Genomic DNA, 20,680 nt, shown 5'->3' on the forward strand with positions numbered 1-20,680 from the left:
CCTACAGTTCGATATTCATGCCGTCCCAGCTCACTTCGATGCCGGCGGCGGTCAGGCTCTGCCGTTCCGCGGAGTCTTCATTGAGGATCGGGTTGGTATTGTTGATGTGGATCAGGATCTTGCGTTTGGCGGGCAAGGTGCTGAGCAGGGCCGCCAGCCCGTACTCTTCCGCCAGCGCCAGGTGCCCCATGTCTTTGCCGGTATTGCGGCCCACGCCGGCGTTGGCCAGTTCGTTGTCGCGCCACAGCGTGCCGTCGATCAGCAGGCAGTCCGCGCGGCGCAGCCACGGCATCAGCGCCTCGTCCGGCTCACCCAGGCCCGGTGCGTACAGCAGACCGGCCCCGCGCGCGGTATCTTCGATAAACAGCGCCACGTTGTGGCCCGGCAGCGGGCGATCGCGGTACGGCGAATAGGGGGGCGCGTTGCTGAGCAGCGGAATGGCGGTGAAGCGCACGTTTGGGCAGACCGCCGTGCGGAACGGCTCACCGGGCGTCACCGGGTGGTGAATCAGCCCGCCGTTCCAGTGGGAGAGCATGGGAAATACCGGGAAGCCGGTGCTGAGATCGTCATGCACTTCAGGCGTGCACCAGACGTGATGCGGGCAGCCCTCGCGCAAATTGAGCAAGCCCGCGCTGTGATCGATTTGGCTGTCGGTCAACACGATCGCGCCGATACCGGTGCCGCGCAGCACGTCGGGATTATTCAATTCGGGCGAGGCCAGCAGCTGATGGCAAATGTCCGGGGAAACGTTGCACAGCACCCAGTTTTTACCGTCGTCGCTGACGGCGATGGAAGACTGGGTGCGGCGCGTGGCGTTGATGCTGTGGTCGCGAACGCCCCGGCAATTGTCGCAGTTGCAATTCCACTGGGGAAAGCCGCCGCCCGCCGCCGAGCCGAGAACTTTTATCTGCATGTCTGAACCAGAAAAAGAGGGAAAGAAATGCCCGCGCGAAAGGCGGGCAGACAGGCGATTAACGGTTGGAAATGTACAGCGTCACTTCCAGCCCCAGACGCAGGTCAACAAACTCAGGTTTAGTCCAGGTAGTCATAGCGGTGCTCCTTTACATGCATCGTGATAGTTCGAGCCCAATGAGAAATTTTCGCATTAGGCCGGCCCAATGTTGGCGAAATGTGACGAAGATCGCAACCTTTAAAGCGTAACCGGGTTATTCACCCCAGGTGGCGGCGAGCGCGTTCAGCCAGTTGCGCCAGGTCAGCTTCTCCAGCAGCCGGTTATCGAACCCGGCCTGCGCCAGCGCTTGCGTCAGGCGCGGTAGGCCTGCGGCGTCCTCCAACGGTTGCGGTACGTTGACTCCGTCAAAATCAGAGCCAAATCCCACGCGATCTTCACCAAGTTTAGCGATCAAATACTCAACGTGTTTAACAATTTCTGTTAAGCCGGTCGTTGCACTGTCACGTTTACCGTCCGCCCGCAGGAAGGCGGTGCCGAAATTGACGCCGACCATCCCGCCGCTCTGGGCGATGGCGTCCAGCTGTGCGTCGGTGAGGTTGCGCGGCTGCGGGCAGAGGGCGTGGGCGTTGGAGTGGGTGGCGACCAGCGGCGCACGGCTCAGCGCGGCGGTTTGCCAGAAGGCTTTCTCGTTCATGTGCGAGACGTCGATCATGATGCGTCGGTGATTGCAGGCGCGGATCAGCGCCTCGCCGGCCGGCGTCAGGCCGGGGCCGGTATCGGGTGAGCCGGGGAACGGCCCGCTGACGCCGCTGCCGAAGGCGTTAGGCAGATTCCAGAATGGCCCGATGCTGCGCACGCCCAGCCGGTAGAAGGCCTCCAACTGCGTCAGCTCCGCATCGATCATGCCGGCGCCTTCGATATGCAGCACCGCGGCGATTTGCCGGTTGAGGCGGCACTGCTCTATCTCGGCGGCGGTGCGGCAGATGCGCAGCCGCCCCTGAGAAGCCTGCTCCAGCTGCTGCAGGATGGCGATTTGCCGTTCGGCGATCGCCAGCGGATCGAAGGCGGCCTGCGCCTCGTCCTGCGTTTGATTACGCATCTGGGCGATATAGCCGACCGGAGGAATAAATACCGCGAACAGCCCGCCGCAGAATCCGCCGCGCTGCATGCGGGAGAAATCGAGGTGGCCCGGCGTGACGCGGGAATAAAAGGCGGCGACCGGATCGTCGTCATGCTGCAGCCACAGATTGAGCAGCAGGTCGTTATGGCCGTCGAAGACCGGCCAGAGAGGGGGAAGCGTCATGGGCGTTTCACTGCGTCAGGCATCGTGAACGCTATGTTCTCCCATCGAGCGAGGGGGAACAACCCTCGCTCGATGGGGATTTTAAAGCCGAATTGTCAATTCGACGTCATCCGCGAACGGCGTGGAGAGATAGCCCGTCGCCGGATCGCGCACCCGCGCCAGGTAATCCGGGCTGTCATCGGCGTTGTCCGCGACGATCAGCGCACCGGGCCGCAGACGGCTCTCAAGCAGGTCGAGAATATCGGGATAAAGTCCCTTGGCGCCGTCGAGCAGCAGCAGATCGACCGTGGCCGGCAGATCGCCGCGCAGCGTTTCCAGGGCGTCGCCGACGCGGATCTCCACCAGGTCGATGACGCCGCCTTCGGTCAGGTTGTCGCGCGCCCGCGCCGCTTTGCTCGGTTCAAACTCGCAGGTAATCAATCGGCCGCCGCCGTTATCGCGCAGTGCGGCGGCCAGGTGCAGGGTCGAAATACCGAACGACGTGCCGAATTCGACGATGTTTTGCGCCCGGCAACCCCGCGCCAACATGTAGAGCAAGGCCCCGGTCGCCGGCGACACGGCCAGCGGGAAATCCTTCAGGCGGTGGTAGAGTTCGCGGTACTCGGTTTTGCTCTGCATCAGCCGGCTTTGCTCTGCGTCCGGCACGTCGCGGAACAGGGCGGCAAGCGCCGGCGACCGGCGGGATGCCTGTTGGAACAGGCGGTTTAGCAGCGGCGCTAAGGGGGCAGTGGTCAGGGTACTCATGGCAAATTTCCTGTCGTAAATGGAGCGCGTTAGCGCATGCCGTTATAATATGACGAACTATTCGCATTCCTCTATTCGCATTGGCCGCCCGCTATGACTGAACGCCGCAGTAAGCAAATTTCCTCGAGAAAACAACCGCAACAGGCGCGCTCCGCCGAACTGGTGTCCGCTATTCTGACCGCCGCTATTCAGGTTTTGGCGCAGGAGGGGGCGGCGCGTTTCACCACCGCCAGGGTGGCCGAGCGTGCCGGCGTCAGCGTCGGGTCGCTTTATCAGTATTTCCCCAATAAGGCGGCGATCCTGTTTCGTTTGCAGAGCGACGAATGGCGGCAGACCACGGATATGCTGAGCCGTATTTTGGCCGACCGCGAGAAAACGCCGTTCGCGCGCTTGCGGTTGTTGGTGCAGGCGTTTATCCGTTCGGAATGTGAAGAGGCGCAGATGCGCGTAGCGTTGAATGATGCGGCGCCGCTTTACCGCGATGCGCCGGAGGCACAGGCGGTAAAGGCAGCCGGCAAGGATATCGTGCAGGTTTTCATGTGCGAAGCGTTGCCTGATGTTCCGCAGGTCACTCGCCGGTTGGCGGGCGATCTGATCGTCGGCACGTTGGGGGCGGCGGGCAAGCAATTCTCCGAAACGCCGCGAACTGATTCCGAGATCTCGGCTTATGCCGATGCGATGGCGGATATGTTCTGCGCTTATCTGGCCGATTTAAACGGGCATCAGAGGCCGTAAACGCTTTTTAGGTGACATTGTCACTCGCCGGGAGCTGCGCCTGCCGACGACAAACCGACAGCACCAACTGCCGCAGCCAGCGGTGATCCGCCTCGGCGTCCAGGCGCGGATGCCACATCTGCGAGACGGTGATGGGCGGCGTTTTTACCGGCAGTTCGAAGACGCGCAGCGGGCCATCGGCAGGTTGAGCCTGCAGGAAAGAGGCGGGAAGCAACGCCAACAGATTCGAGGCCTGCGCCACCGCCAGCGCGGCGGGAAAGCTCGGCACCACGGCGGCGATATGGCGTGCCAGCCCCAGCTCCGCCAGCGCGGCGTCTACCGGCCCGAGGATGCGCCCGCTGCGCGAGGCCACCACGTGGCCGCAGGCGGCGTAGTCGGCGACGCCAATCTCCGGCTGTTGCGCCAGCGGGTGTGCGGTTCTCATCACGCCAACGAAGCGATCGCGGAACAGCGCCTGCAGGCGGATTTCCGGGCCCATGTCACCCAACACGCCGATCTCCAGATCGACCAGACCTTCACGCAGGGGGCGGTCGCTTTTCTCCGGCTTGGGCGCAAAGCGCAACCGCACCCGCGGCGCCTGTTCGGCGGCGGCGGCGATCAGCGCCGGGCCGAAGGCCTCGACGAAGCCGTCATTGGCGCGCAGCGTGAAGGTACGATCCAGCGCGGCGGGATCCAATGCTCCGTGAGCCGGACGCAACACAGCGCGGGCTTCGCACGTCGCGTGCCGCGCCCGCTCGCGCAGCGTTTCGGCATAGGGCGTCAGCACCATATGACGGCCGGCGCGCACCAGCAGGGGATCGCCGGTGGCCGCGCGCAGTCGGCTGAGGGTACGGCTCATCGCCGAGGGGCTTAAACCGAGACGGCGCGCCGCGCCGGCAACGCTGCCCGCCGTCAGCAGCGCGTCGAGCGCGATCAGCAGGTTGAAATCAGGGTCTGTCATGCGTGCGCATCCTGTCGTGCTGAATAGGGGGGAAGGCGTTCGATGCAGTTTGTGCGTACGAATGCTGCATCAGTCGCCATGCATTATGCCTGAGCCTGTTTTCGGGGTGCCATGACTTACCGCTAAAAAACCGGAGGGGGACTGGCCCGTTTGCCGTCTGAACATGGCGATAAACGCGGAAGGATCGTGATACCCCAGGGTAGAGGCGACATATTTGACGGCTCTCCCTTCCTGCAACAGCGTCATCGCCATGAGGGTTTTGCTTCTCAGTTTCCATTCATTGAAAGAGATGCCGGTGGCGGCGAGAAATCGCCGCGAGAGCGTACGCTCGCTCAAGCCCAGCATGCCCGACCATTGCGTCAGCGTGTTGAAATCGTGCGGCGCGGCGCTCATCTTTTCGGTCATGATCTTGATCACGTCGTCGCTGCCGAGCGGCAGGTAGCTGTCAAAACGCTCCGACAGCGCCAGCTGCTCAAGCAATGCGGTAACCAACGTCTGGTCCTGAGGCGTGTGCGGATAGCCAATGCGCCTTTCTGAAAAATCGGCCAGCACCGCTTTGACGATCTTATTCAGCCGCAGGGTTTGCGGTTTGCTCGGTAAGGATTGGCATAGCGGGGGGCTGACATGAAGAATGACATAGTCAATTGCACTCTTTGCTACGGATTCATGTTCGGTATTAACGGGGAGCCAAATGGCATATTCCGGAGTGGATAAATAAATATTGTCCTCAATATTTATTTCCGCCAACCCTTTCATGGAATACATCAGTTTGCCCCATGGCAACGCCTGTAAAGGGAATTGCGTTCCTGCCGGCCAGGATTTATTTCTGAACCAAATCGATATTGGGATTTCCCCGGTCAATTCTGACGGTTTCATGACGCCTTCCTGTCCGTTCATGGCTGCGTCTTCCTATTATAACAATAAGTTGTCTGATAATCGGCATTTCTATTCTATGGGGAAAGCTTACTCTGGGCATGTCATTCCCCTGGATAAAGGTAACAATATGTACGGTAAAATCATTGATCTTTCGGTGCCGCTGATGATCGGGATCGCTTCCGATCCGGAGCGGTTTCTGCCGGAAATCGAGTATGTTGACAACAAGCGCGGAGCGTTGCAGCTGGCGGAATCATTTCCCGGCCTGGATCCCCTGGCGCTGCCGCGTCAGGAGGGCTGGGCGGTGGAATTTGTCCGCATGAGCACCCATGCGGGGACGCATATGGACGCCCCTTATCACTACCATTCGCATATGGACGACGGTTCGGCGTCAAAAACCATTGATGAAATACCGCTGGAATGGTGTATCGGCCCTGGCGTCAAATTGGATTTTCGCCATTTTCCAGACGGTTATGTGGTCACTGCGCGTGATATTGAGCGTGAATTAGCGAGGATTGATCATCCGCTCGCCGTCGGCGATATTGTTCTGGTCAATACGGCGGCCGGTGGGCGGTACGGCAGTGAAGATTTTATTCATCGCGGTTGCGGCATGGGCCGTGAGGCGACGCTGTATCTTACTGAACGCGGCGTCAGAGTGGTTGGCACCGATGCCTGGAGCTGGGATGCGCCATTCAGCCATACGCGCACCAAATTTGAACAAAGCGGCGATATTTCGCTTATTTGGGAAGGGCACTATGCCGGCAGTAAATATCCTTATTGCCAGATTGAAAAACTGTGCAATCTTGAATTGCTGCCCCCCTGCGGATTCAACGTGATCAGTCTGCCGGTCAAAGTTTATAAGGCATCCGCCGGCTGGGCTCGGCCGGTTGCAATTATCGATGAACGCGCGGGGGAATAAACGATGGCCAGAATAAAACTGCCGGCAGTGAGTGAATTAACGGCTGAGCAACAGCAACAATATGCCCGTTTTCCCGCCAATCTTACGCTGGGTCTGTTGAAAACCAGCCGTTCGGCGCAGGGATATCTGTCGCTGGGCGCCTCTTTTCCGGCCGGGCGACTGTGTGATAAAGATCGGGAAATGATCATATTAAGGGTTGGCGCGTTAAGCCACAGCGCTTATGAGCGTATGCAACACTATCCGTTGGCGATCCTTGCGGGGTGGCGCGATGACGACATCGAGAAAATAGAGCAGGGTGTTGGCATCGACGCCAGAGGAGCGGCCATCTTGCATTTTGTCGATGAATGCGTGCAGCAGGTGAAGGTTTCTGCCGACACGTTTAACGCGGTCAGGCGCTATTATGATGAGGTTCAACTGGCTGAACTGGCATTAATGATTGGGCACTACATGATGACGGCGCGCTTTTTGGAAACGCTGGAAATCGATCTGGACCTACAAGCGACATCCTGGGAAAACATGTCAACGGATTGAGTACGCGCACGGCGTGAGCGCGATAAAAAAGCCGATAGCCTGGGGCTATCGGCTTTTAATGCGCAGTGGCGGAGGGTTACGCCGGCAGCTGCTGCGCGGTTTTCTCGACCAACGCCAGCAACAGCTTGATGTCTTCCAGCGTCACGATCGGGTTCAGCAGCGTCATCTTCAGGCAGGTTACGCCATCGAACTCGGTTACGCCGACGTTGGCGCGGCCCGATTCCAGCAAGGCGTCACCGATACGCTGGTTGAACAGCGCGACGGCCGCGTCGCCATTCGCCGCCAGCTGCGCCGGACGGTAGCGGAACAGCACGCTGGCCAGCTGCGGCTGCATCACCAGTTCCAGCGATTCCTGATCGGCGATGTAACGCGCCACCTGTTGCGCCAGCGTGACGCCATGATCGATGATCTCGGCGTATTGCTTCTGCCCCAGCGCTTCCAGCCCCATCCACAGCTTCAACGCATCGAAGCGGCGGGTGGTCTGCAGCGATTTGGACACCAGGTTCGGCACGCCTTGCGCCTCGTCGAACTCGGAGTTCAGGTAGGCCGCCTGATAGCGCATCAGCTCGTAGTGGCGCGCGTCTTTCAGCAGGAAGGCGCCGCAGCTGATGGTCTGGAAGAACTGCTTATGGAAGTCCAGGGTGATGGAGTCCACCAGCTCCAGGCCGTCCAGGTAGTCGCGGTACTGCTCGGAAAGCAGCAGCGCGCCGCCCCAGGCCGCATCCACGTGCACCCAAATCTGCTGCTCCGCCGCCAGCCGTGCGATGTCGCGCAGCGGGTCAATGGCACCGGCGTCGGTGGTGCCGGCGGTGGCGACGATCGCCATCACCTGCTCGCCGTTGGCCTTGGCCTGCGCCAGTTTTTCCGCCAGATCGTTCACGTCCATGCGGGCGAAGCGATCGGTTTTCACTAGGGTGACGGACTGATAGCCGAGGCCCATCAGCGCCATGTTCTTCTGCACCGAGAAGTGGGCGTTTTCAGAACAGAACACTTTCAGCTTGCGCAGATCGCCCACCAGACCGTCCTGCTGCACGGAGTGGCCCTGACGCGCGAAGAATGCATCGCGCGCCAGCATCAGCCCCATCAGGTTGCTCTGGGTGCCGCCGCTGGTGAACACCCCGGCGTCGCCGGGCTGGTAACCGACCTGGGCGCGCAGCCACTCAATCAATTTCATTTCGATCAGCGTGGCCGACGGGCTCTGATCCCAGGAGTCCATGCTTTGGTTGGTGGCGTTGATCAGCACTTCGGCGGCCTGGCTAATCACCAGGCTCGGGCAGTGCAGGTGCGCCACGCATTGCGGGTGGTGCACCGACAGACTGTCTTTCAAAAAATACTCGATGGCGCGCTCGATCGCCGCCTGGTTGCCCAGGCCTTGCGGGGTGAAGTCGAGCTTGATGCGCTCGCGCAGTTCGGCAACGCTTTTGCCCTGATACATCTCGGGCTGTTGCAGCCACTGCACGACGGCTTCACTGCTCTGTGCGATCGCCTGGCGGTAAGCCTCGGCGCTGTGCGCCGAGGAAGCCAGAATCGGGTTTAACTTGGACATCGCGGTCATTCGCTCCAATCAGACTGGCTTGACGCCGGCGGCCAGCAGCGCCTGCTCAAATTTATCCAGGAAAATACCCAGCTCATCATTGGTGATCAGCAGGGAAGGCAGCAGGCGCAGCACGCAGCCGTTGCGCCCGCCGCGCTCCAGGATCAGACCGGATTCGAAGCATTTCTTCTGCAGCAGCGCGGACAGCTCGCCATCGGCCGGGTAGCAGCCCATGTGATCCTGCGCTTCGTTCGGCTTGACGATCTCGATGCCGATCATCAGGCCCAGACCGCGGACGTGACCGATCACCGGATAACGTTTCTGCAGCTCGGCCAGCTTGCCTTTCAGCCACTCGCCCTGAGCGGCCACTTTGTCGGCGACCTTATGCTCTTTCAGGTACTGCAGGGTGGTCAGGCCGGTGGCCATCGCCAGCTGGTTGCCGCGGAAGGTGCCGGTGTGGTGACCCGGTTCCCAGGCGTCGAACTCTTTTTTGATGCCCAGTACCGCGAGCGGCAAGCCGCCGCCGACCGCTTTCGACATCACGATGATGTCTGGCTCGATGCCCGCGTGTTCGAAGGCGAACAGCTTGCCCGTACGGGCGAAACCGGCCTGAACTTCGTCGATGATCAGCAGAATGCCGTGTTCCTGGGTCACTTTGCGGATGCGCTGCAGCCACTCGGCCGGCGCCGGGTTAACCCCGCCTTCGCCCTGAACGGCTTCAAGGATCACCGCAGCCGGTTTACGCACGCCGCTTTCCACGTCGTTGATCAGGTTGTCGAAGTAGTAGGTCAGCGCCTTGACGCCGGCTTCGCCGCCGATGCCCAGCGGGCAGCGGTATTCATGCGGATAAGGCATGAACTGCACTTCCGGCATCATGCCGTTGATCGCCGCCTTCGGCGACAGGTTGCCGGTGACCGACAGCGCGCCGTGGGTCATGCCGTGATAACCGCCGGAGAAACTGATCACGCCGGAACGGCCGGTGTGCTTTTTCGCCAGCTTCAGCGCGGCTTCCACCGCATCGGCGCCGGACGGACCGCAGAACTGCAGGCAATACTCTTTGCCTTCGCCAGGCAACAGAGAGAGCAGGTAATCGGAGAAACGATCTTTCAACGGGGTCGTGAGATCGAGAGTATGTAACGGCAAGCCGCTGGTAATGACATTTTGGATGCTTTGCAGGACGTCGGGGTGATTATGTCCAAGAGCCAACGTTCCCGCCCCGGCCAGGCAATCAAGATATTGATTATTCTCAACATCAGTGATCCAAACGCCCTGGGCTTTCGCAATTGCCAACGGCAGTTTGCGCGGATAACTCCTAACATTCGACTCAAATTCGGCTTGACGCGCCAAATAGGTTTCATTGTTTCCGTTTAATGAGTTTGCAACTAAAGTATCAATACGGACTTTATCCGTCATCATATCTCTCCTACAACCGAAGGTCTCAACACGCAACGATTGAATTAATGAATTAGAAAAGTAACTGCCTTGTGAAAAGCGCGACCAATATATGGCTTTTTCGCCTGGGACTCAATAGCCGATTTTGTTTTGAATTGTTTAGTTTTTTCTTAGGCTCATCAATATGTTGTTGATTTGTTGACCGTTGGTTTTGCCAGCAGAAAACAACATTTCCTTAACATTGCGTAAAAATCCCTTTCTGCTTTCCTTTGTCCGCCTCTTTAATGCATTTATTATTAAGGTGAATTTCCGATTAATAACATAAATAGAAAATAGCGGCTTATTTTCATCTATTCACCACCTTAAGTCCTATAGCGGTTATATACACAAAATTTGTGATGAATATAAGTCATCGAGCGTTAAAAGCGCGGTATCCAGAGTGGTGATTTCTCGCAGATTTTACGTAGCGCGATCGAAAAAGCGGAATTTTTGTGCGGCGCCGGCGAGTCTGCCGGCGCCGTGGTCATTAACGTTGCCGTAACCAGACGCGATAGCGCCGCAGAGTGCGGCGGGTGCGCCATCTATCGATGAGCAGCGACCACAGTGGGGAGTAACGCACGTTGCGCGTCCGATCGCGGCTCAGGGCGTGCATGCGGCGCTTGATCAGCGCCATGCGGGCGAGCAGCGTCAGCGTTTTGTCGCGCCATTTTACCGGTGCGGGCAGTGCATGAGGGGCTTCGCCGGTTTGCCAGCGGTGCGGCAGATCGGGAATTTCCGCCATGGCGGTGGCGATGCCGACTACCGCGACGCCGCTGTTCAGCACCTGTTGCGCCACCGACGGGCGGGCGATGCCGCCGGTGGTCATCACCGGCATGCGGGCTACTGCGGCGAGATCGCGGGCGAAGGTCAGAAAATAGGCTTCGCGCGCCAGGGTGCTGTCGTCCGCCGCTTCGCCCTGCATCGCCGGGCTTTCATAACTCCCGCCCGATAGCTCCACCAGATCGACCGGCAGTTTGTTGAGCATCAACAATACCTGTCGGGCCTCGTCCGGCGAAAAGCCGCCGCGCTGAAAATCGGCGGAGTTCAGTTTGACCGCCACGCAAAAGCCTGGCGAGACACGCTGGCGCACCGCGCTCACCACCTCCAGCAGCAGGCGGGCGCGATTCGCCAGCTCGCCCCCCCAACGATCGCTGCGCTGGTTGGACAACGGCGACAAGAACTGGGAGATGAGGTAGCCGTGCGCCGCATGGATCTGCACGCCGGTAAACCCGGCCTGTTCGGCGGCGTGCGCGCTGGCGGCGAAGCGGGCGATCACCTCGGCAATCTGCGCTTCGCTCATGGCCTGCGGCGGGGCAAACTGCTTGCTGTACTTCCCCATCGCCATTGGGATGGCGGAGGGCGCCCAGGCGTTGCCGCCCATGTTGGCCATCACCTGACGGCCCGGGTGGCTGAGCTGCATCCATACCTGCGCGCCTTCCTGGCGCGCGGCCTTGGCCCAGGTTTCAAACGGGGCGAGCGGCGTATCCTGTTCCAGCACCACGCCGCCGGGGCCGGTCATGGCGCGGCCGTCGATCATCACGTTGCCGGTGATGATGAGGCCGGCGCCGCCGATACCCCAGTGGCGATACAGACGCCATAGCGCGGGGCCGGGCAGTTGGCCTTCATCGGCCAGATTTTCTTCCAACGCGGCCTTGGCCAGACGGTTGGGTAAGCGGCTGCCGTTGGGCAGAATCAGCGGGGTAAACATCGGGTACGTTCCTGTCGCAGGGTGAATGGCGCTATACTAGGTTTAAAGTTAACTTTAAGGTCAATAGGGCATGAAAATCGGAGAGTTGGCGGAGCGCGCCGGCATGGCCGCCTCGGCGATACGTTACTACGAACAGCAGGGTCTGCTGCCCAAAGCGGTGCGCGGCGTCAACGGTTATCGGGTGTATAGCGAAAGCGCGCTGGAGCGGCTGCACCTGATCCAAATCGGCCAGAATCTGGGGTTTTCGCTGCAGGCGATCCGCGGGGTATTGGCGCTGCAGGGCAGCGCTTATGAGGATGGGTTGATACAGGGCGTCGACAGCCGGCTGGCGGAGATCGAGCGGATGATGGCGACGCTGAACGAGCAGCGTGAGACGTTGATGGCGACGCGGCGTATTCTGTTGGAATCCGGCGTGGCGGGATTATGCCGCGCAAAAAATGAAAAACAGGCCGGTGCGTGGCCGGCCTGCAAAGATTAACGGCGTTTAAAGGCGGCGCGCCCGGCATATACCGCCGCGGTGCCCAATTGCTCCTCAATGCGCATCAGCTGATTGTATTTTTCGATGCGCTCGCCGCGGCACGGCGCGCCGGTTTTCAAATGGCCGGCTCGCATCGCAACCGTCATATCGGCGATAAAGCTGTCGACGGTTTCGCCGCTGCGGTGCGAGATAAAGGCGCCCCAGCCGTTTGCCTGGCAAAGCTGCACGGCGGCGAAAGTTTCGCTCAGCGTGCCGATCTGGTTCAATTTGATCAGCGCCGCATTGGCCAACCGTTCATCAATCCCGCGCTGGATGTATTTCACGTTGGTGACGAACAGATCGTCGCCAACCAGTTCCACCTGATCGCCCAGGGTGTCGCTGAGAATGCGCCAGCCGGCCCAATCGTCCTCGGCCAAACCGTCTTCAATCAGCACGATGGGAAAATCCTGCACCAGCCGCTGGTAATAGGCCGTCATCTGTTCGGCATCCAGTTCAGCGTTTTCGCTGCGCAGGCGGTATTTGCCGTTGGCATAGAATTCACTTGAGGCCGGGTCCATGCAAATGGCGATATCGTCTCCCGGTTGATAACCGGCTTTCTCTATCGCCTGCACGATCAGCTCCAGCGGTTGCCGGTTCGAGGCAACCGCCGGCGCGAAACCGCCTTCGTCGCCGACGCCGACCGACAGGCCTTGTTCCAACAGGATTTGGCGCAGCGCCTGATAGACTTCACTGCCCCAGCGCACGGCCTCGCGCAGCGATGGCGCGCCCTGCGGGGCTATCATAAACTCCTGAAAGTCCGCCCCTTGCCAACGGGCGTGCACGCCGCCGTTGATGATATTCATGCAGGGCACCGGCAGCAGGTTGGCGCCGATGCCGCCCAGATAACGATACAGCGGCAGTTGCGACAATTGCGCCGCGAGGCGGGCGGCGGCCAGAGAAACGCCGAGCAGGGCGTTGGCCCCCAATCGGCTCTTGTTCTCGCTGCCGTCCAGCGCGATCAGCCGGCGGTCAATCTCCTCTTGTTGGCGCACATCCACCCCGCGCAGCGCCTCATTGATCGCCGTTTTGACGCTGTGCACCGCCTCCAGTACGCCTCTGCCGCCGAAACGGTGCGGATCGCCGTCGCGGTGCTCCACCGCCTCGCGTGAACCGGTGCTGGCGCCGGAGGGAACCGAAGCCCGTGCCACGACGCCCGCCGCAGTCATTTCAACTTCGACGGTCGGGTTGCCGCGCGAATCCAGGATTTCTCTGGCGGTTACGTTTTCAATCTCATAGCTCATGGATGATCACCTCATTCTAGGGAGTGGGCACGTGCTTTATCAGCACGTCGATCGACAAATGGTTAATGAACTCGAAGCCGAAGGAGGCAAAGACGCCGAACGGACGGTTCTGATGGCCGAGCAGCAACAGATCGACCCCTTCGCGGGCAATCAGGGCTTCGACGTCTTTGAAGCGATGGATGCTGATAATTGCGCGCACCTCCAGGGGGATTGAGCAGTCTTCCACCAGACGGCTGAGCATGGCTTTGGCGGCGATCACCTCGCTGGACTGGCGATCTTTGGTCAGCGAATCGCTGAGGTAGTCCAGCTCGGCATAGTCGGCGCTGATGTGCGCCACGGTAATGCGCGTATTCATCTGCTGATTGAGGCGTTCGGCATGACGCAACAGCAGCCGGCCGTCGCGTTCATCCTGCACCAGCAGTAAAGCATGTTGGTAGAGCGGCATGACTTATCTCCCTGCGTTAGCGATCTGGCGGGTTAACCACGGTAAAACCTCTTTTTTCCGGCTCGTCATGCCGGGCAGCGACACCTGACGAATGTCGAGCACCCGGTTCGGCGAGAAATACAGGGTGGAGCGACGGCAGGTGATATCGGTGACCAATAGCGCGGCCATCGCCAGCCCGGCTTCCTGCTTCGCGTGTTCAAGCGCCTGTTGCAGCGCGGGCAACAGCGGATCGATGTCGCTCATGGCCCGCACTTCTATCTGCGACAGCAGCAGCGAGACGCTATGGATGCGATAATTCTTGGCATCGCGCTGCAGCAACTGCGCGGCGGATTGCCCCGAAAGATCGGTTTTGGCGGCCAGCAGCCCGGCGGTGAAGGCGTCATAGTCAACGTGAGAAATTGCGCGCAACCGCGAGACCGCCAGCCGATCCAGTTCGGTGGTGGTCGGCGCGCTCAGCGCAACGGTATCGCTCAAAATCGCGCCCAGCAGCAGCGTGGCCTGGGCGGAAGAAAGCGGCATCGGCCTTTCCGCCGCCAGGATCTGCAGGATCACGGTGGCGCAACAGCCGACGGCGCGAACCCAGACATCGGGCGGGTTGCGGGTGATTAACGTGCCCAGCCGGTGATGGTCGATAACGCCGACCACATCGCTGTCGGGCAATGAGGCCGGCCCTTGTTCGACGTCGGTAAAATCGACCAGCCAGACTTTACGGTCACGGAGATCGCCTTTCAGCAGCGGAGGCGCTTGTACGCCGGCGGCGGCCAGTATGTAGCGGGTTTCCGGCGTCAGTTCGCCAAGGCGGAAAGCGACGGCCGGTTTGCCGAGGTGATTGAGCCAGTCCGCGACCACCAGCGTGCTGCAGATGCTGTCGCTGTCGGGATTTTTATGGCCGAAAACGTACAGCGGCATTTCCCGCACGGTGAGATCAGGCTGGGGCGGAAAAGGGGTAAAACGTGAGATTTCATTCATAGCGACTCCTGACATACCTGCCTAAAAAATAAAGCGAAGTTGTATATCAGGCGTCATCATCCGGTTCGAGCGAACGCGGCGGTTGGGAAAGGTGGAACACCATCACCTTGTGAGCGACTGTAGCGCAGCGCGGTGGCAAACGCAACGCCCGGCAAAGCTGGCGAGAATGCGCAATCGGATTGATACTGAGTGAGTCTATGATGGACAAGGATATTTGCCGCTAACCGACGAAAACGCTGAACGGACTCACGCCGGCTATGCCGGGTCCGTCGGTGACACATTGGGAGACAACATGCTCGAACCCTGCTTCCCCGAAAACGAAGCTGAACGCCTGTCGGTATTGAATTCGCTGAACGTGCTGGATTCAAACTCGGTGGAGAAACTGGATCGCATCACGCGGCTGGCGGCGAAATACTTCGGCGTGACCATCGCGTTGGTGTCATTGATCGACCGGGATCGTCAATGGTTTTTATCGCGTTACGGTCTGGATGCCCGGGAAACGCCGCGCAATATCTCGTTTTGCGGCCATGCTATCTTGCAACGCGAAGCGCTGGTGGTGCCCGATACCGCCAACGATCCGCGCTTTTTTGATAATCCGCTGGTGATTGGCGGACCGCGGATCGGTTTCTACGTTGGGCAACCGCTGCTGTCGCTCGACGGGTTGCCGCTCGGCACCCTGTGCATTATCGACAGCCAGCCGCAGCCGTTTTCCCCGGAACAACTGGCCGACCTGCACGACTTCGCCGCCGTGGTGGAGGAGTATTTGCAGAGCATTGAACGCCACGTCTATACCGAAAACCTGAAGTCCAATCTGCAACGCTCGGAAGCCCTGTTCGAACAGACTTTCGCCCAGGCGGCGGTAGGGATGGCGCTGGTGTCGCTGCAGGGGTATTGGCTGCGGGTCAATCCGCGCATCTGCGAAATGTTGCGCTATTCCGAGCGCGAGCTGATGGATCGCACCTTTCAGGACATTACCTATCCGCTCGATCTCAACACCGATCTGGAAAAACTGCAGCAGCTGCTGAGAAACGAGATCAGCACTTACTCGCTGGAGAAACGTTATTTCCGCGCCGACGGCTCGATCGTCTGGGTGCAGCTGACGGTGGCGTTAAATCGGCTGCCTAACGGTAAACCGGATCATTTCATCTCGGTTATCGTCGATATCAGCGAGCGCAAGGCGGCGGAGGCCGATCTGTTCGCTCTGCAACACGAGCTGGAACAACGCGTCGAAATCCGCACGCGGGAGCTGAACGTGGTCGTCAAGAAACTCAACGAAGAGATTGAAACCCGGGTGCTCGCCGAATATCAGCTCAGCGCGGAGAAGGAACGCCTGCGCGCCATTACTGACAATATGCCGGCGTTGATCAGCCAGATCGACGGCAATGAACGCTACCTGTTCGCCAACAGCGCCTACAAAACCTGGTTTGGCCTGGAAGAAAGCCGCCTCAGAGGAATGACGGTGCGCGATTTTATGGGGGAGAACGTTTATCAGATAGCGAAACCGATGATAGACAGGGCCTTGGCGGGGGAAATGGTGAGCTTTGAAAATGAGCTCCAGACCCAAAAGGGACTGCTGATGATCCACACCACGCTGGTGCCGTGCGAAACGCAGGGGTTTTACATTCTGTCCATGGACATTACCGAGTTGAAGCGGCTGCAGCAGCGGCTGGAATATGACGCAACCCATGACATGCTGACTGGATTGACCAATCGACGCGCGTTTCTGCGCCGGTTGTCGGGCACGCTGCAGGCCTGTTGCCATCAGCGGCAGATGGCGCTGTTGTTTATCGATCTCGACGGGTTCAAAACCCTTAACGACAGCTATGGTCATGACTTCGGCGACGCGATCCTGAAGACATTCGCCACATTGCTCAGCGCCTGCGCAGGCGAGCACCACAGCGTCTCGCGCCTGGCCGGTGACGAGTTCACGGTGATCCTGTGGCCGTTGACGGATCCGCGGCGCGAGGTCAGCGAATTTTGCGAAAACGTGTTGGCGCAACTGGCCAAAATTACGCAGATCGGGCCGCAGAAAGTACGGCTTTCCGCCAGCATCGGCGCGGCCATTTCTCCACGCGGCGATGTGACGGAGGAGATGCTGTTGACCCGTGCCGACGGCGCGATGTATCAGGCGAAATCGGCCGGAAAGGGCACTTATGCCATCTGCGAGCTGTGAGCGTGCAACGGTGGCGGTCTCAGGGTAAGCTGTTTTTCTTTTCCTGTGAGCAGAACTCCGGATTTATTGCATGGCGTCAAATCATCAACATAAAGATTGGCTTGAACTGCGACGCGATGAGGAAACCGGTATTGAGAGCGTCAATGCCCACTTTCAGGGGCATGCCTACGATCCTCACGATCATGATGAAATGCTGGTGGGTGTCACGCAGCAGGGTTTACAGCGTTTCAACTGCCACCGCTCATTGCATACCAGCCGGCCGGGACGCGCCATGCTGATCGAACCGGGTGCGGTGCATGATGGCCATGCGCCGCAGGCCGAGGGATTTACCTATGCAATGCTCTATTTACCCCAGCATTGGGTATCCGCCGCTATGCACCGCCGCGGATTGGGGGACGCTTCAGTGCTGGAAGGCGCCTTCCACAGCACGTTGACCGACGATCCGATGCTGGCGACCGCGATACAACAGGCTTTTTTTGCGTTGCATCAGAGGGAAGGCCGGCTGGCGCGCGATCAAAGCCTGGACCAACTGCTGACGCTTTTGGCGCGGCATATACGCGTCAGGCCAACGTCCCAACGCGATGACGCTTTGATTGAGATGAATCGTTTACGGGACTACTTGCACGAGCACATGGCGGATAATCCCAGTCTGGAGGAACTTGCGCTTCAGTGCGGCCTGGATCGTTTCCGTCTGACTCGCCAATTCACCCGCGCTTTCGGCCAGTCGCCGCATGCTTACCTGATCCGGCTGAGGCTGCGTGCCGCGCGACTGTTACTGGCGCAGGGGGAAGAGCCGGCGCAGGTCGCCATGCGGGTAGGCTTTGCCGACCAAAGTCATTTGGGCCGCTGGTTCCGGCGCGCCTACCGTTTATCGCCGGCGGCCTATCAACGGCAGTGCACAAACGTTCTATACCGCTGACTCGCTCATCGCCGATGATGCGCTTTTAAGAGCACAACGGAGTAGAGCGAAACATGTTTGATACCAAGATAGCGTTTATCGTGCGCGACGATCTGCAAACCTGGCAGCGGCTGAACGTGGTGGCCTTTCTGGCGACGGGCATCGCCGCCGCCGCCCCGGAGATCATCGGCGAATGTTACGTGGATGCGCAAGGCAGACGCTACGGCGGCATTTCCGGGCAGCCGATGCTGATTTTCGCCGCGGATCTGCCGGGCCTGCAAAATGCGCATCGCAAAGGGCTGGAACGGGAATTGACGCTGATCCCCTATGTGCACGCCATGTTCTCGACCGGGCACGATGCAGCCAACCGGCAGGTTTTTCTCGCCGAAGACGCGGACAACCTGGATTTGGTCGGCCTGGCGCTGCGCGGACCGAAAAAAGCGGTGGATAAGGCGATAAAAGGCCTGGTGCTTCACGGCTGAGAATACCGTTAGCGCGGTGCGCTTTTGCGGCGGGATCCAATAGGCGCTTAGGCCTGGAACGTATGCAGCCAGGCGGCGAACTTTCTCACGACCTCATCGTCCCGATCGCGCAGCAGCAGGGAATAAACGCCGGTTCGAATCGTCAAAGCCGGGAAGGGCGACACCAGCCGACCGGACGACAGATGTTTGGCGCAGAACAGGTAAGGCACGACGGCCAGTCCCAGGCCGTCTTCGGCCGCCTGAATGGCGGCGAAGGTATGGTCGAGCGTCAGCGCCGTCGGATAGGTATTCAACCAGCTGCGCCACAAATCCTCCCGGGCGCGGATGCGAATGGCTGTATGCCCGGCCAGATTGTCTGGCGCACCGATCGGCATGGTGTGCAAATAGCTCTGGCTGCAGACCAGCAGGCTGTCTTCCTGCAAAAAAGGGATCGCCTTCAGCCCTGAGAAGTGCGCGGGATCGCGCCTGATCGCCAGATCAAACGGCATATTGCGATCGACGGCCCCAGTGGCGGTGGTGATATCAACCGCGACCTCCGGATGAATCTCGTTGAACGCCGCCAGTTTCGGCATCAGCCAGTGCATGGTGAACGTCGGCAGGCTGTGCACCACCAGCCGTTGCCGACCGGCGCTCGCTTTCAGCGCGCTTTCCGCGGCATACAGTTCGCTTATCACCCGAGATGCGGTGCGGGAAAAATTCTCGCCGGCCTGCGTCAGCCGCACGGATTTGTGTCCGCGATAAAACAGCGTGACCCCCAGCTGCGCTTCGAGACTGCGAATATGGCGGCTGACCGCGCCGGTGGTGAGAAACAGCTCATCCGCAGCGATGCTGAAGCTGCCGAGACGGGCGGCGGCTTCGAAAGCGGACAGGTGCGGCAGGGAGTGGATTTTTTTCATAGGTTGAGTCTAGCTCAACCAAATGAGGGAGGAAAGATCGTTTGTCAGCCGTTGATTTTGCTCACTATGATGAGGCATTTCCTTCTGATTGCTGAGTTTATGATGCGGATCTTTTGGCTATCGGTCATGTGTGTTAATGGCGTTATCCGCACCCTGCGGTTGGCAGGGAGGCGGCGCTGAAATGCGAGCTTTCTTTTTGCTTTGCGTGAGCCGGGCTGGCCTCTGCCTGGGCACCATGATGTTTGCCGGCGCGCTGCCGACCATCAGAAGCGAGTGGCAGCTCGACGCCGCCTCCGCCGGTACGGTGCAGACGGTGTTCAGCCTGACCAACGCCCTGGCGTTGCTGGTGGCTTCCTGGTGGTGTGATTCGCTGGGCGCGCGTCGCGTGTATCTGCTGTTTTCCTGGCTGGGCGCCGGTGCGCTGATGCTGTTCGCCGTGTTTGCCCATTCGTATATCGGAGCGCTGGTGTTGATAGCCTTCGTCGGCCTGACGCAGGGCGGCGCCTATACGCCGGCGCTGCTGTTAGCGATGGGGATGAACGGCCCGGCCCGACGCGGTTACGCCATCGGCATGATCCTGGCGGCCAGTTCGTTGGGGTATTTTCTGTCGGTTTTCATCGCCGGTTGGAGCGCCATGCGCTGGGGCGCCGGCGTGGCGTTTTCCCTGTGCGCCGCCGGTGCGTTACTGGGGGCGCTGGCGGGTTCGTTGGCCCTGGTCGGTTATCAGGAACCGCAACCGCGCACGCTGGGAAGGAAGACGAAACGAGAAAGCTATGCTATCACCTATGCGACCCTACTGTTGCTGATCGGATATATCGCTCACAGCTGGGAACTGCTCGGTAACTGGGCCTGGGCACCCAGCCTGGTCAGCGAGGCGTTGAGCGTTTTCTCTCTGGATCCGCTCAGCGCAGGATTGATCGTCGCGGCGGTGATCCACCTGGCAGGCATGATCGCCACGCTGATTGTCGGCACCGTTTCCGACTATTTCAATCGTGCATCGGTGTTGATGTTTATGGGCGCCGCGGGCGCGTTGGGATCGCTGCTGATGGGGGGGGCGGCGAACTGGGGGCCAGGCTGGACGCTGCTGTTCGTCAGCATCGGCAGTTTCTTTATTCTCGGCGACTCCGGCGTGCTGTCGGCGGCGATGGCGGACAACGTGCCGCCGCAACAGCTCGGTAGCGTGATGGGCTGGCGATCGTTGCTGGGGTTCGGCATCGGTTCGTTCGCCCCGTTATCCTTTGGCGTCGTGATGGATACCACCCAGAGCTGGGGCACGTCTTATGCCGTGTTGGCCTGCGGCGGCGGGGTAGCCTGCCTGGCGGCAGGGTTGCTTTGGCGACAACATTTGAAATGAGGCACGGGCATCATTAATGAATGAGAAAACATCAGGTTACCGCTCAGCGCGATTTATTGATAATGGAATGTGAA

The 20,680-nt window shown here is 59.9% G+C and carries 21 protein-coding genes and 1 riboswitch; of the genes, 8 read left to right on the top strand and 13 right to left on the bottom strand.

Annotation, left to right across the window (positions count from 1 at the left end; genetic code table 11):
- Position 1: 1 nt before the first annotated feature.
- From pqqB to IT763_RS11335, 4 genes are all read right to left on the bottom strand, one after another.
- Positions 2–913, bottom strand: a complete 912-nt coding sequence (pqqB, locus tag IT763_RS11320) for a pyrroloquinoline quinone biosynthesis protein PqqB (RefSeq protein WP_206195419.1) — start codon at positions 911–913, stop codon at positions 2–4.
- A 58-nt stretch (positions 914–971) separates the two neighbouring features.
- On the bottom strand, positions 972–1,049 hold the full coding sequence (gene pqqA, locus IT763_RS11325) for a pyrroloquinoline quinone precursor peptide PqqA (protein WP_004937827.1): 78 nt from the start codon (positions 1,047–1,049) through the stop codon (positions 972–974).
- A 117-nt stretch (positions 1,050–1,166) separates the two neighbouring features.
- Positions 1,167–2,216: a dipeptidase gene (locus IT763_RS11330; RefSeq protein WP_049299208.1), complete on the bottom strand. Its 1,050-nt coding sequence runs from the start codon at positions 2,214–2,216 to the stop codon at positions 1,167–1,169.
- A gap of 81 nt (positions 2,217–2,297) precedes the next feature.
- Positions 2,298–2,960: an O-methyltransferase gene (locus IT763_RS11335; protein ID WP_016927746.1), complete on the bottom strand. Its 663-nt coding sequence runs from the start codon at positions 2,958–2,960 to the stop codon at positions 2,298–2,300.
- A 93-nt stretch (positions 2,961–3,053) separates the two neighbouring features.
- Here IT763_RS11335 and IT763_RS11340 point away from each other — a divergent pair, with 93 nt between their 5' ends.
- Positions 3,054–3,695, top strand: a complete 642-nt coding sequence (locus tag IT763_RS11340; RefSeq protein WP_049299210.1) for a TetR family transcriptional regulator — start codon at positions 3,054–3,056, stop codon at positions 3,693–3,695.
- A gap of 7 nt (positions 3,696–3,702) precedes the next feature.
- Here IT763_RS11340 and IT763_RS11345 read toward each other — a convergent pair whose 3' ends face one another.
- Complete coding sequence (locus tag IT763_RS11345) at positions 3,703–4,635, bottom strand: LysR family transcriptional regulator (protein ID WP_206195420.1); 933 nt, start codon at positions 4,633–4,635, stop codon at positions 3,703–3,705.
- A 69-nt stretch (positions 4,636–4,704) separates the two neighbouring features.
- Positions 4,705–5,511, bottom strand: a complete 807-nt coding sequence (locus IT763_RS11350) for an AraC family transcriptional regulator (protein WP_100225605.1) — start codon at positions 5,509–5,511, stop codon at positions 4,705–4,707.
- Between the two features lie 127 nt (positions 5,512–5,638).
- Here IT763_RS11350 and IT763_RS11355 point away from each other — a divergent pair, with 127 nt between their 5' ends.
- Both IT763_RS11355 and IT763_RS11360 read left to right on the top strand, forming a co-directional pair.
- On the top strand, positions 5,639–6,427 hold the full coding sequence (locus IT763_RS11355; protein WP_206195421.1) for a cyclase family protein: 789 nt from the start codon (positions 5,639–5,641) through the stop codon (positions 6,425–6,427).
- A gap of 3 nt (positions 6,428–6,430) precedes the next feature.
- A complete protein-coding gene (locus IT763_RS11360; protein ID WP_049299212.1) occupies positions 6,431–6,958 on the top strand; it encodes a carboxymuconolactone decarboxylase family protein in 528 nt (175 codons plus the stop codon).
- Between the two features lie 76 nt (positions 6,959–7,034).
- On the opposite strand, the gene IT763_RS11365 is transcribed toward IT763_RS11360, so the two are convergent.
- The 3 genes from IT763_RS11365 to IT763_RS11375 all read right to left on the bottom strand — a co-directional run bounded on the left by IT763_RS11365 (position 7,035) and on the right by IT763_RS11375 (position 11,631).
- Positions 7,035–8,504, bottom strand: coding sequence for an aspartate aminotransferase family protein (locus IT763_RS11365; protein ID WP_028127421.1), 1,470 nt, complete (start codon positions 8,502–8,504; stop codon positions 7,035–7,037).
- A gap of 18 nt (positions 8,505–8,522) precedes the next feature.
- Complete coding sequence (locus tag IT763_RS11370; RefSeq protein WP_004937838.1) at positions 8,523–9,905, bottom strand: diaminobutyrate--2-oxoglutarate transaminase; 1,383 nt, start codon at positions 9,903–9,905, stop codon at positions 8,523–8,525.
- Between the two features lie 505 nt (positions 9,906–10,410).
- Entirely contained in the window at positions 10,411–11,631 is a 1,221-nt protein-coding gene (locus tag IT763_RS11375; protein WP_143778991.1) for an NADH:flavin oxidoreductase/NADH oxidase family protein, read from the bottom strand.
- A 70-nt stretch (positions 11,632–11,701) separates the two neighbouring features.
- Between IT763_RS11375 and IT763_RS11380 the strand changes: the two genes are divergently transcribed.
- The gene (locus tag IT763_RS11380) at positions 11,702–12,109 is read left to right on the top strand and encodes a MerR family transcriptional regulator (RefSeq protein ID WP_016927737.1); all 408 of its coding nucleotides are present in this window, start codon (positions 11,702–11,704) and stop codon (positions 12,107–12,109) included.
- On the opposite strand, the gene eno is transcribed toward IT763_RS11380, so the two are convergent.
- The 3 genes from eno to IT763_RS11395 are packed head-to-tail and all read right to left on the bottom strand — an operon-like array spanning position 12,106 to position 14,803.
- The gene (eno, locus tag IT763_RS11385; RefSeq protein ID WP_143778992.1) at positions 12,106–13,389 is read right to left on the bottom strand and encodes a phosphopyruvate hydratase; all 1,284 of its coding nucleotides are present in this window, start codon (positions 13,387–13,389) and stop codon (positions 12,106–12,108) included. The two genes, IT763_RS11380 and eno, sit on opposite strands and share 4 nt — an antisense overlap.
- Before the next feature lie 16 nt (positions 13,390–13,405).
- Positions 13,406–13,834, bottom strand: a complete 429-nt coding sequence (locus IT763_RS11390; protein WP_206195422.1) for a universal stress protein — start codon at positions 13,832–13,834, stop codon at positions 13,406–13,408.
- Between the two features lie 3 nt (positions 13,835–13,837).
- Complete coding sequence (locus IT763_RS11395) at positions 13,838–14,803, bottom strand: DHHA2 domain-containing protein (RefSeq protein ID WP_164052413.1); 966 nt, start codon at positions 14,801–14,803, stop codon at positions 13,838–13,840.
- Positions 14,804–14,843: 40 nt separating this feature from the next.
- Positions 14,844–14,919, bottom strand: a riboswitch (Fluoride riboswitch).
- Between the two features lie 176 nt (positions 14,920–15,095).
- Here IT763_RS11395 and IT763_RS11400 point away from each other — a divergent pair.
- From IT763_RS11400 to IT763_RS11410, 3 genes are all read left to right on the top strand, one after another.
- Positions 15,096–16,976, top strand: coding sequence for a diguanylate cyclase domain-containing protein (locus IT763_RS11400; protein ID WP_016927733.1), 1,881 nt, complete (start codon positions 15,096–15,098; stop codon positions 16,974–16,976).
- Between the two features lie 70 nt (positions 16,977–17,046).
- Positions 17,047–17,895, top strand: a complete 849-nt coding sequence (locus IT763_RS11405) for an AraC family transcriptional regulator (protein ID WP_206195423.1) — start codon at positions 17,047–17,049, stop codon at positions 17,893–17,895.
- Between the two features lie 53 nt (positions 17,896–17,948).
- Positions 17,949–18,356: a DUF2000 domain-containing protein gene (locus IT763_RS11410; protein ID WP_206195424.1), complete on the top strand. Its 408-nt coding sequence runs from the start codon at positions 17,949–17,951 to the stop codon at positions 18,354–18,356.
- Positions 18,357–18,403: 47 nt separating this feature from the next.
- On the opposite strand, the gene IT763_RS11415 is transcribed toward IT763_RS11410, so the two are convergent.
- Positions 18,404–19,252, bottom strand: a complete 849-nt coding sequence (locus IT763_RS11415; protein WP_206195425.1) for a LysR substrate-binding domain-containing protein — start codon at positions 19,250–19,252, stop codon at positions 18,404–18,406.
- Positions 19,253–19,433: 181 nt separating this feature from the next.
- On the opposite strand from IT763_RS11415, the gene IT763_RS11420 reads away from it, so the two are divergent.
- Positions 19,434–20,606 (top strand): nitrate/nitrite transporter, encoded by a 1,173-nt coding sequence (locus IT763_RS11420; RefSeq protein ID WP_241005499.1) that lies wholly within the window; start codon positions 19,434–19,436, stop codon positions 20,604–20,606.
- Positions 20,607–20,680: the final 74 nt, after the last annotated feature.

Origin of the sequence: Serratia sp. CMO1, from assembly GCF_015689115.1 — a bacterium.
GTDB classification, from domain to species: Bacteria; Pseudomonadota; Gammaproteobacteria; order Enterobacterales; family Enterobacteriaceae; genus Serratia; species Serratia marcescens.